Below are 11,087 nucleotides of genomic sequence, written 5' to 3'. Positions count from 1 at the left end.
TAAAGGATAGCTGCTCTAATAGAATTGAAAAAGTGGTCTGGCCCCCAGCATGTTATAGAGTTGGGGAGACAGGTCACTTTTTTACATAATTAATCAAAGTAGAACACAAAATATATGTGGAGGTGATTTGAATGGGTAAAAAGAAAGCAAAACACAGTCTCCAAGGTATGAATGCAGCGAAAGGGCAAGGCATGGGAGAAGAATTTAGTGAAGAATTCTCAAATGAGCCATTAACTGTAACTCAAAAACTAAACAATAAAAAACGAAAGAAAAATCAATAATAAAAACAAAATCGAAAGCGAAGATGAAAATTCGCTTTCGATTTTTATTACACTTTAAAGTTGATTTGCAAAGTTAAACGATAAAGAACGTTAAAACAGAAACAAAGATTGAGACCGTAACCATCGCGATGAGAGGTTTTAAGGCCTTTTTACGTAAATCACCAAGACTCACATTTAAACCGAGACCGACCATGGCTGCGGTAAGTATCCAAGTTGTCGCAGTGGAGATACTGTTTAGCGTTTCACCCGTTACAGGAATAGAATGACCAAGCACGAAGCTACCGAAAATACTCATTAATATAAAACCAACAAGAAACCAAGGGAACTCAATTTTAGCTGATCCACTGTCATCTGTTGACTTACGCTTCATCCAATACATAAAAATAAAACATAGTGGTATGAGCAAAAATACACGCCCAAGTTTTGCAAGTAGAGCAAAAGCAAGTGCTTCTTCCCCCCCAGACGCCGCAGCTAGTACGACTTGTGCAACTTCATGGATACTGACGCCAGCCCATATACCATATTCAATATCAGTCAACGGTAAAATGGGGCGTAACAAGGTGTAGGTAATGGCAAAGATAGTCCCGACAAGTGCAATAATACCTACGCTAATAGCTGTATCTTCGTCTTTCGATTTAATAATTGGCGCAACAGCTGCAATGGCGGCAGCCCCACAAACGCCTGTACCGACTCCAAGTAGCATAGAAATTGTCGGATTGGCTTTTAGCTTTCTAGCTAACCAAACGGTTGCCAAGATCGCGAATATAATGACACCTGCATCTCTAACCAACAAGCCAAGCCCATCGGTTAAAACGGTACCAATATTCAACTTTAATCCATATAAAATAATTGCAAATCTAAGGAGCTTTTTTGAAGAAAAGGCGATTCCTGACCGTAGCGCTTCAGGGTAGCCGAAAACTTGCCTGTAAATAATAGCAATGACAATCGCTGAAGCTAATTGTCCCACCATGCTAAAACCAGGCAGCTTTGTAAGTAAAAAACCAAAGTAAGCAATCAAAAAAGTAAAAGCAATCCCACTAGCCCACTGAACAAAAGAGGCTTGATTAAATTGTTGTTTAGCTTGTTGTTTTCCCATAGAATAACCTCCGACATTTAATTGCCTTCTACAGCATAAGTTATATTTTGTTATAAGGAAAATAAATCATTATAATAGCAATGATAAGTTTTCTTTATAATGGAGGTGTTGAAAGGTGGATCAGCATTTAATTGTTTTTATCGCAGTTGCTGAAAAACAAAATTTTTCACGTGCGGCGGAAGAATTACATATGACTCAGCCTGCAGTTAGCCAGTACATTCAAGCGTTTGAACGCGAAGTTGGCACGAGGCTTTTGGAGCGAAGCAATAAGTATGTACGGTTGAATAAAGCGGGAGAAATTGTCTATCATCATGCGAAGGAAATATTAGGGCTGTATACAAAGATGCAGCGATTCGTTGATGATGCTACAAATAAGGCGAGCGGTCCAATATCGATAGGCGCTAGTTACACGTTTGGTGAATATGTGTTACCCCATATTATTGCTAGAATGCTTGATCAATATCCACTTATCCACCCATCAGTAGCGATTGGTAATTCACGAGAAATTGCAGAGCTTGTACTTGGGCACCAAATGGATGTAGGTATTGTAGAAGGTGATTATAGGAACAAAAAGCTTAATATCGAAGCTTTCGATGAAGATAGAATGTATATCATCATGTCTCCAAAACATCCGTTGGCAAAACTACCAGAGAAGGTAAAGATGAGCGAGTTGGAGCAGGCAAGCTGGATCGTTCGAGAAAAAGGATCGGGAACGCGTGAAGCGACCGAGCAATTATTCCGCAGGCTTGGAATTGCACCAAATAAAAAAATGGAATTCGGTAGTACACAATTGATAAAGGAGTCAGTGGAAGCGGGACTCGGGATTAGTTTGCTATCACAGTGGGCGATTCGGAAAGAATTATCTATGGGGGCGCTGCAAACATTAGATGCAGATGAAGTTCCTTTCATAAGGAAATTTTCCATCGTAACATTGTCGCCATACAATACAAAAGCACTTGATACATTTCTAGACTTAGTGCGTGCGAATAAATAAGCGTACCACTTTTATTAACGGTCATGCATAAATCATGACCGTTAAATTCGTCCACCTTAGACCACCCATATCTAATCATGACGGCTTGTAAGCATGTTATGCCCGCCAGTAAAATACCTCATAACCTACTGTTTCGCTCATCGTATTATATATCCAGTTATCCCTTGTACATCTACCATTCACTCTCCTAATCAAACATTTGATTAGCTAATTTTATCCTTTTTTTGAAAGGAAAAAATGTATTGCGCAATTCTCTCAGTTATGTATAATATACTAGGTCCAGGAGTAAACAATAAGTTTGGTATAGGTAAACTCAGTTTACTGCGAGTTTACTTATAATAAACAGACATGAGGGATAAATGAATGAGAATTGGGAATAAAATTAAAAATTTGCGTCTAAAAAAAGGACTTACACAAGAGGAATTAGGAGAGCGTACTGATCTGAGTAAAGGTTATATATCTCAATTAGAACGTGAATTAAGCTCTCCTGCTATAGACACTTTTTTTAATATATTGGAGGTTTTGGGTTGTACTCCAAAACAATTTTTTGATGAAGAGGAACGCGAACAAAAGGTAGTCTATGGAGAAGATGATCAGACTGATTATATCGATGAAGAACGAGGGTATGATATAAAATGGCTTGTTCCCGAATCGAATGAAAAGGATATGGAGCCAATTAGGCTAACCCTTCTGGAAAATGGTGAATTTAAACAATTTGAGCCTTCGCTATCTGAAACCTTTGCTTATGTTCTAGCTGGCAGGGTAAAGATTACTCTTGGAAAACGCGTATATTATGCTCAAGCAGGAGAATCTGTATATTTTCACGCCTCAAACGAACATCAAATTACAAATGCTAATAAAGGTAAATCCGAGCTTATTCTCGTAGCAACAGAATCTTATTTATAAGAAATGGAGGGCATGTAATGCTAGATCAGACAATAATTCGCTTTGAAAATGTTTCGAAGCAATACGATGAAACAATCATATTAGATGATGTCAGTTTTGAAATTGAAAAAGGTAAGTTTTATACATTGCTTGGCCCTTCTGGATGTGGGAAAACGACAATTCTTCGTTTAATAGCAGGCTTCAATCAACCCACGAAAGGTAATATATTTTTTCAAGGTAAAAAGATAAATAGAATTCCAGCAAACGAGCGTCAAGTAAATACAGTATTTCAAGATTATGCTTTATTCCCACACTTAAATGTGTTTGAAAATGTGGCATTTGGCTTACGTATAAAGAAAATGAAGAAGTCAGTCATTGAAGCAAAAGTAAAAGAAGCACTCAAATTTGTTAACCTGGCTGGATACGAGAATAGAGAAATTAATGAAATGTCCGGTGGTCAACGTCAGCGCGTTGCAATTGCACGTGCTATTGTAAATGAACCCGAAGTTATATTACTCGATGAACCGCTATCTGCGCTTGATTTAAAATTAAGGACAGAAATGCAATATGAACTACGTGAACTTCAAAGGCGCCTAGGCATTACATTTATATTTGTCACACATGATCAAGAAGAAGCGCTTGCGATGTCAGATGAAATTTTTGTTATCAACCAAGGTAAAATTCAGCAAAGCGGGACACCAATTGATATTTATGATGAGCCGATTAATCGATTTGTCGCAGATTTCATTGGTGAGTCGAATATTGTTAAGGGCAAAATGATCCGTGATTATCAAGTCGAATTTGGCGGTAAACAGTTTGAATGTGTTGACCAGGGACTTAACGCAAATGAACCTGTGGAAATCGTTATTAGACCTGAAGATTTAGAAATTACTGCGCACGATCAGGGGAAGTTGAAAGTGAAAGTGGACTCACAACTTTTTCGCGGTGTTCATTATGAAATAAGTTGCTATGATGATTATGGCAACGAATGGTTAGTCCATTCGACTAAAAAGGCAAATGCTGGGGATGAAATTGGTCTTCATTTTGATCCAGAATCAATCCATGTTATGAGGTTTGGGGAAACAGAAGAAGAGTTTGATAAACGATTAGAAGCTTATGATGAGGAAAGCCATGAATAGGACCCGGAATTTTTACCTCATTCCTTATGTACTATGGATTGCCTTGTTCGTTGTTGCGCCCATCTTGCTTGTTGGTTATTATTCTTTCTTCGATATTGAAGGTAACTTTACAATTAATAATTATCAAAGGTTCTTTACACCTGTCTATTTGAAAATGACGCTCAGTTCTTTTTGGTATGCCTTTCTCATTACTAGCTTTACTCTACTTATTTCCTATCCAACGGCATATTTATTAACGAAAACGAAGCATAGACAGTTATGGTTATTACTAATTATCTTGCCATCATGGATCAACCTGCTTTTAAAAGCTTATGCTTTTCTCGGTTTGTTCGGAACATATGGCCCAGCAAACAGCTTCTTGGAAGTGATCGGAATAGGGTCGAAACAAATATTGTTTACCGATTTTAGTTTTAAATTTGTTGCCGTATATATATTCATCCCTTTTATGATATTACCAATTTATAATTCTTTGGAAAAATTAAATCCATCTTTTACTGATGCTGCGAGTGATCTCGGCGCATCGGGATGGACAATTTTTAGGCGTGTGATCTTTCCATTAACATTAGATGGCGTAAAATCAGGCTGTCAAGCTGTATTTATACCAGCGCTTTCTCTATTTATGATTACAAGATTGATCTCAGGTAATCGCGTTATAACGTTAGGAACAGCGATTGAACAACATTTTCTCGTTACGCAAGATTGGGGAATGGGTGCAACGATTGCTGTATTTTTAATCATAGCTATGGCAATTATTATGATTCTTACAGGGCGCCGGAAGCGAGGTGATTTGGCGTGAATGTGAAAAGTAAATTACCTAATATATATTTAATCTTTGTTTTTTTCATTCTTTATGCACCAATTTTATATTTAATGTACTACTCATTTAACGCTGGAGGATCGATGCGAAATTTTGAGGGGTTTACACTTGATTGGTACAAAGAAGTTTTTCAAGACACAAGGCTTTTGATCATCGCTTTAAACACACTCATTATTGCATTATTATCTGCCGCGATTTCAACGATTCTTGGTGTGTTAGGTGCACTTGCAATTACGTATGTAAAAAAACGAAGGACGAAAAATACGTTACAAACATTAAATAATGTTTTAATTGTTAGTCCAGATGTCATCATTGGTGCGTCTTTTCTTATATTATTTACAATGATTGGTATTAGGTTAGGGTTTATATCCGTATTGTTATCGCATATAGCATTCAGTGTACCAATCGTCGTAATTATGGTGTTGCCTAAACTCCAAGAAATGAGCTCATCGCTAATTGATGCGGCACGAGACCTGGGGGCCAGCAACTGGAATATTCTCTCGAAAGTGATATTGCCTTACATTACACCAGGTATTTTTGCAGGGTTTTTTATGGCTTTAACATATTCACTTGATGATTTTGCTGTTACCTTTTTCGTTACAGGCAATGGATTTTCAACATTATCTGTAGAAATCTACTCGAGAGCTCGTCAAGGGATTTCCCTTGAAATTAACGCTTTATCAACTCTAATATTTCTACTTACGATTGTGCTTGTGATTGGTTATTATTTCATTAATCAACGCAATGCTAGATCCACGGCCATGGAGGTGAGGAAGCCATGAGTAAGCTTTTACGAATGTTTGTACTAATTTTTGTTGTCTCTTTCGCTTTACTTTACTTCGTATCACATTTGAATTCCTCACAAGGCTATACAAGTGGCAACACGTTGAATGTATATAATTGGGGCGATTATATTGATCCGGATTTAATAAATAAGTTTGAGAAGGAAACAGGCATGAAGGTTGTATATCAAACGTTCGATTCGAATGAAGCGATGATGACAAAAATCTCTCAAGGGGGAACGGCCTATGATATTACCATTCCTTCTGAATATGCGATTAGCAAAATGAAAGAGGAAGATCTACTCATACCGCTTGATCATAAAAAGCTGCCAAACTTAAAATACATCGATGAGCATTATTTGGATTTGTCCTTTGATGAAAATAATGAATATTCGATTCCGTATTTTTGGGGAACCTTCGGAATTGTTTATAATCCAAAAATGATTGGTGGAAAAGAATTAACAAGTTGGAACGATTTATGGGATCCAGAGTTAAAGAACCAAATTTTTCTCGTGGATGGTGCAAGAGAAGCCATTGGAATGGGCTTGAATAGCCTCCATTATTCATTGAATGAAACGGATAAAGACCGTCTGCTTGAAGCAAAACAAAAGCTAGATGAACTTACGCCAAATATTAAAGCAATTATTGGAGATGAAATCAAACTGCTTGTGGCCAATGAAGAAGCAGCAATTGGTGTCGTGTGGTCGGGAGAAGCAGCGGATATTATGTGGGAGAATGAGGACCTCGATTATGTGATTCCCGAAGAAGGATCAAATCTTTGGTTCGATAATATGGTCATTCCAAAATCTGCGAAAAACATAGATGGGGCCCATCAATTTATTAATTTTATGCTTGATCCACAAAACGCAGCGCAAAATGCCGAATATGTAGGATATTCCACACCAAACGCGAAAGCATTAGAATTCATGCCAGATGAAATCACAGAAGATAAAAGATTTTATCCAGACGCAGAACTAACAGAAAAGCTAGAAGTGTACGACAACCTCGGCAAAAAAATGCTCGCACACTACAACGAACTCTTCCTAGAATTCAAAATGCATAGGAAATAAAGAAAAGCGAAAGCGCCCGTTTAGCGACGTACAAACTGGGCCCGCATGATGCGGGTCCCTCGATGTTGCCACAGGACGTGGCGATTTTAGTCGAGGATCCTTTCATACGAGATAAAGGAAACACGGAAAGCCTGCAAGGCGAACCGATGTTGACTTATCGTAGGAAGAATCACGAAGTTTGCTAGTCGTTGGGCGCTGTAGCTAGACAATAGTGGAACAACGGCTAAGAACGCCACGTCGTGTGGCAACGCCGTTATGACTCGCGTCGTGCGAGCCTAAGTAAAGCACTTTTAAGTCGACTACTGACTATTCCAGTAGTCGACTTTTTGACTTGAAATGATATAATAAAATTAATGTAGAAAGGAGGGGGAATATATGAATATGGAGAAAGAAATCCTGGGAATGCTGAAAGAAATAAAAAGCACTCTAAACGAACACAGCCGAATCTTAAATGAGCACAGCCAAATTTTGAACGAGCATAGCCAAAAGTTTAAGGAACATGGCCAGATTTTAGGGGCGCTTAAAGTAGGGCAAGAAGGTTTAAAAGCTGAAATGAGTGAACTGCGTTTACAAAATGCAAAGGATTTTGGTGTAGTGAAAGAACAGATTAAAACACTTGAAGACAGTATTGAAATTTTAAAAGATGAAACGTGGACAAATAAAAAAGATATCCGCAGGGTTCAAAGAACAATGGGAATGATTTAAATGTGTCAAAACTTCTACTACAGGATCTTCGCAACTTTCTATCACTTTACTCTAAAATAATCCTACCAAACTATTAACTTCGGGAAATTACTTCCATATAAGGAAGTGGATTTCTGAGCTTTTTTTAGTTTAAAAATAATGTCGAAAAAAATAGAATAATAATGATTTTTAACAAAGGTTGATTTTACTACATTGTAAACGGATACATAAATAAAACATTATTTCCAACTAATAAAACATTCTGAAAATGTATTGACGTTTCAGCAATATCAAGGTATCATTGAGAACAATTTAATAAATCAAAAACTTTAAAACAGTAGCACAAGTGAGAGGGGCGAACAGCAGTGAGTGAGCAATTGATTTTCCTCAATGGCCAATTCGTAAAAAAAGAAGACGCCGTTGTATCTGTATATGATCATGGATTTCTATATGGAGATGGAGTATTCGAAGGTATACGATCATATAGCGGGAATGTATTTCGTTTAGAAGAACATTTAACACGCTTATATGATTCGGCGAAATCCATTATGCTGACAATCCCATATACGAAAGAGGAAATGACCAATATTGTTGTTGAAACGCTCCGTCAAAATAAGTTAAAAGATGGATATATTCGTCTCGTTGTCTCTCGAGGAGTGGGAGATTTGGGACTTAGTCCATATACTTGCGCAAGAGCTCAAGTGATTGTAATTGCAGAGCCACTTAGTATTTTTCCGAAAGAATTATATGAAACAGGTTTAGAAATAGTGACTGTGGCAACGAGACGTAATCGTTCTGATGTGCTTAGTCCAATGGTTAAATCTCTGAATTATTTAAATAATATACTTGTGAAAATTGAAGCTAACCTTGCGGGAGTACAAGAAGCCTTGATGTTGAATGATCAAGGGTATGTAGCAGAAGGTTCAGCAGATAACATATTTATTGTTAAAGATAATAAATTATTAACTCCACCAGGTTATGTAGGAGCTTTAGTCGGAGTTACGCGCAATGCAATTATAAAAATCGCGCGAGAAAAAGGCTATGAAGTATCCGAGGATGTTTTCACAAGACATGATGTATATACGGCAGATGAAGTTTTTCTCACTGGTACAGCGGCAGAAGTGATCGCTGTCAACAAGGTAGACGGAAGAGTTATTGGTGATGGAAAACCGGGTCCGATTACAAGCATATTACTCGAAGGCTTTAGAGAACTAACTCAAACAGATGGAGTAAAAGTATACGACCAAACATTACATGTCAGCTAGGACAGAATCAGGAGAGGTAATATGCGAAGTGATATGATTAAGAAGGGGATAGATCGTGCCCCACACCGAAGTTTATTATATGCAACGGGTATTAAAACGAAGGATTTAGAAAAGCCATTTATTGGCGTTTGTAATTCATATATTGATATTATTCCTGGACATAAACATTTGCGTGAGTTTGCTGATATCGTAAAAGAAGCGATCTGGGAAGCAGGCGGAGTACCTTTCGAATTTAATACAATTGGAGTCGATGATGGGATTGCCATGGGCCACATTGGAATGCGTTATTCCCTGCCGAGTCGGGAACTAATTGCAGACTCAGCGGAAACAGTAATTAATGCGCACTGGTTCGACGGGGTATTTTATATTCCAAACTGCGATAAAATAACACCAGGTATGTTAATGTCAGCAGTCAGAACGAACGTTCCTTCTGTTTTTGTATCAGGCGGACCGATGGAAGGCGGTGTTTCATCTGAAGGTGAACCACTTACACTCACATCAGTTTTTGAAGGAGTTGGGGCTTATCATTCTGGTAAAATGACAGCAGAAAAGCTTCTTGATATTGAACAAAATGCATGTCCTACTTGTGGTTCGTGTTCGGGAATGTTCACGGCTAACTCAATGAACTCATTGATGGAAATGCTAGGCTTTGCTTTACCAGGTAATGGTACAATTGTAGCTACATCTAATGAACGCCACAGACTAATTAAAGAAGCAGCACATCATTTAGTAAGAATGGTGAAAGAAGATATTAAACCACGTGATTTAATTAGTGAAAGAACAATCGATGATGCTTTTGCGCTTGATATGGCAATGGGTGGCTCGACTAACACGGTACTCCATACATTAGCTATTGCACATGAAGCAGAAATAGATTATGATTTATCTCGTATCAACAAAGTAGCAGAAAGAGTTCCTTATTTGGCTAAAATTGCCCCGGCATCAGATTACACGATGCAAGATGTACATGATGCAGGGGGAATAAGTGCTATTATTCGTGAATTATGCGAAATGGGAGCAGTTGAAAGTGATCGCATGACGGTAACTGGAAAGACTGTATACGAGAATGTAAAAGACAATGTTATAACAAATCCAAAAGTCATTCGCCCACGCGAAAATCCATATAGTCCGGTTGGTGGTTTATCTGTTCTTTACGGAAACCTAGCACCAGACGGAGGAGTAATAAAAGTGGGAGCTGTGGATCCATCCATTAAGACTTTCCACGGAAAAGCAATTGTGTTTGAGTCTCAAGAAGCTGCACAACAAGGTATTAATGATGGTACGGTTAAAGAAGGCCATGTAGTAGTCATTCGTTACGAAGGGCCAAAAGGTGGACCGGGAATGCCAGAAATGCTTGCACCAACGGCAGCCATTGCAGGAAGGGGACTGGGAACAAAGGTTGCTCTTATTACAGACGGTCGGTTCTCAGGAGCATCACGTGGCATTTCAATCGGACATATTTCACCAGAAGCGGCAGAAGGCGGACCGATTGCTCTTGTCGAAGATGGTGATGGGATCATTATCGACCTAATTAACAGAACAATTGAACTTCAAGTGTCAGATGAAGTCTTGGCTGAACGCCAAGCAAAGATCCAACCATTTGAACCTAAAATTAAAAAAGGCTATCTAGCCAGATATTCAAAACTTGTTACTTCTGCTAATACTGGCGGAGTTATGAAAATATAATAAAAAGTAGATATCCTAAATAGAGAATTTTTTGATATTTACTAATAATGCAATGATAAGGAAAAAGTGAATGGAATCCTGTATTTACAGAGAGCCGGAACTGCTGGAAACCGGCAATACAGCCATTCGCGACATCACCTTAGAGCATGAATCCTGAAAGCGAAAGCGACTATGGATTCACGGGGATTACAAAGTCCCCGTTATCAAAGAGTGACATTGCGTCACTCCTGAGTCAGTGTAAATCACTGAGAAGTAGGGTGGTACCATGAAAGTTTTTTCATCCCTGCATGAAAGGTTCTCCTTTTGTGTGGGCTGAAAAAACTTTTTTGTTTGTAAAAAAATGCCACATGCGAAAGAGATGGACCTTAGTTAATCTAGCAATAAAAAA

At 38.2% G+C, this 11,087-nt stretch carries 11 protein-coding genes and 1 other annotated feature; of the genes, 10 read left to right on the top strand and 1 reads right to left on the bottom strand.

Annotated features, from left to right (window positions below; all coding sequences use genetic code 11):
* Positions 1-131: 131 nt before the first annotated feature.
* The gene (sspO, locus tag BLE01S_RS13365) at positions 132-281 is read left to right on the top strand and encodes a small acid-soluble spore protein SspO (protein ID WP_066142955.1); all 150 of its coding nucleotides are present in this window, start codon (positions 132-134) and stop codon (positions 279-281) included.
* A 73-nt stretch (positions 282-354) separates the two neighbouring features.
* Here the strand turns inward: sspO and BLE01S_RS13360 are convergent, their stop codons facing one another.
* Complete coding sequence (locus tag BLE01S_RS13360) at positions 355-1,377, bottom strand: YeiH family protein (protein WP_066142952.1); 1,023 nt, start codon at positions 1,375-1,377, stop codon at positions 355-357.
* Positions 1,378-1,492: 115 nt separating this feature from the next.
* Here BLE01S_RS13360 and BLE01S_RS13355 point away from each other — a divergent pair, with 115 nt between their 5' ends.
* The 9 genes from BLE01S_RS13355 (at position 1,493) to ilvD (ending at position 10,699) form a co-directional block, all read left to right on the top strand.
* On the top strand, positions 1,493-2,371 hold the full coding sequence (locus BLE01S_RS13355; RefSeq protein ID WP_066142949.1) for a LysR family transcriptional regulator: 879 nt from the start codon (positions 1,493-1,495) through the stop codon (positions 2,369-2,371).
* Positions 2,372-2,734: 363 nt separating this feature from the next.
* On the top strand, positions 2,735-3,277 hold the full coding sequence (locus BLE01S_RS13350) for a helix-turn-helix domain-containing protein (RefSeq protein WP_066142946.1): 543 nt from the start codon (positions 2,735-2,737) through the stop codon (positions 3,275-3,277).
* 17 nt (positions 3,278-3,294) lie between these two features.
* Positions 3,295-4,395 carry an ABC transporter ATP-binding protein gene (locus BLE01S_RS13345; RefSeq protein WP_066142941.1) on the top strand — a complete coding sequence of 367 codons (1,101 nt, stop codon included), beginning with the start codon at positions 3,295-3,297 and terminating at the stop codon, positions 4,393-4,395.
* Entirely contained in the window at positions 4,388-5,191 is an 804-nt protein-coding gene (locus BLE01S_RS13340; RefSeq protein ID WP_066142936.1) for an ABC transporter permease, read from the top strand. The genes BLE01S_RS13345 and BLE01S_RS13340 overlap by 8 nt, the downstream gene beginning before the upstream one ends.
* Positions 5,192-5,265: 74 nt before the next feature.
* Complete coding sequence (locus BLE01S_RS13335) at positions 5,266-5,994, top strand: ABC transporter permease (RefSeq protein WP_111703593.1); 729 nt, start codon at positions 5,266-5,268, stop codon at positions 5,992-5,994.
* Positions 5,991-7,064, top strand: coding sequence for an ABC transporter substrate-binding protein (locus BLE01S_RS13330; protein ID WP_066142931.1), 1,074 nt, complete (start codon positions 5,991-5,993; stop codon positions 7,062-7,064). Before BLE01S_RS13335 ends, BLE01S_RS13330 begins: the two co-directional genes overlap by 4 nt.
* Before the next feature lie 375 nt (positions 7,065-7,439).
* A complete protein-coding gene (locus tag BLE01S_RS13325; protein ID WP_231955879.1) occupies positions 7,440-7,769 on the top strand; it encodes a hypothetical protein in 330 nt (109 codons plus the stop codon).
* 344 nt (positions 7,770-8,113) lie between these two features.
* Positions 8,114-9,013, top strand: coding sequence for a branched-chain-amino-acid transaminase (gene ilvE / locus BLE01S_RS13320; protein ID WP_066142928.1), 900 nt, complete (start codon positions 8,114-8,116; stop codon positions 9,011-9,013).
* A 21-nt stretch (positions 9,014-9,034) separates the two neighbouring features.
* Positions 9,035-10,699 (top strand): dihydroxy-acid dehydratase, encoded by a 1,665-nt coding sequence (gene ilvD, locus BLE01S_RS13315; RefSeq protein ID WP_066142925.1) that lies wholly within the window; start codon positions 9,035-9,037, stop codon positions 10,697-10,699.
* A 43-nt stretch (positions 10,700-10,742) separates the two neighbouring features.
* Positions 10,743-10,987, top strand: a binding site (T-box leader).
* Positions 10,988-11,087: the final 100 nt, after the last annotated feature.

Origin of the sequence: Lederbergia lenta NBRC 16444 (assembly GCF_001591545.1) — a bacterium.
Taxonomy (GTDB): domain Bacteria; phylum Bacillota; class Bacilli; order Bacillales; family Bacillaceae_C; genus Lederbergia; species Lederbergia lenta.
Note: the sequence above shows the minus strand (reverse complement) of the source record. Positions and strands in the feature narration are given on the sequence as shown.

Bases quoted from the DNA above. Each gene is read 5' to 3' on its own strand.
- sspO (WP_066142955.1), top strand. From the start codon at position 132: ATGGGTAAAAAGAAAGCAAAACACAGTCTCCAAGGTATGAATGCAGCG.
- BLE01S_RS13360 (WP_066142952.1), bottom strand. From the start codon at position 1,377: ATGGGAAAACAACAAGCTAAACAACAATTTAATCAAGCCTCTTTTGTT.
- BLE01S_RS13350 (WP_066142946.1), top strand. From the start codon at position 2,735: ATGAGAATTGGGAATAAAATTAAAAATTTGCGTCTAAAAAAAGGACTT.
- BLE01S_RS13345 (WP_066142941.1), top strand. From the start codon at position 3,295: ATGCTAGATCAGACAATAATTCGCTTTGAAAATGTTTCGAAGCAATAC.
- BLE01S_RS13340 (WP_066142936.1), top strand. From the start codon at position 4,388: ATGAATAGGACCCGGAATTTTTACCTCATTCCTTATGTACTATGGATT.
- BLE01S_RS13335 (WP_111703593.1), top strand. From the start codon at position 5,266: ATGTACTACTCATTTAACGCTGGAGGATCGATGCGAAATTTTGAGGGG.
- BLE01S_RS13330 (WP_066142931.1), top strand. From the start codon at position 5,991: ATGAGTAAGCTTTTACGAATGTTTGTACTAATTTTTGTTGTCTCTTTC.
- BLE01S_RS13325 (WP_231955879.1), top strand. From the start codon at position 7,440: ATGAATATGGAGAAAGAAATCCTGGGAATGCTGAAAGAAATAAAAAGC.
- ilvD (WP_066142925.1), top strand. From the start codon at position 9,035: ATGCGAAGTGATATGATTAAGAAGGGGATAGATCGTGCCCCACACCGA.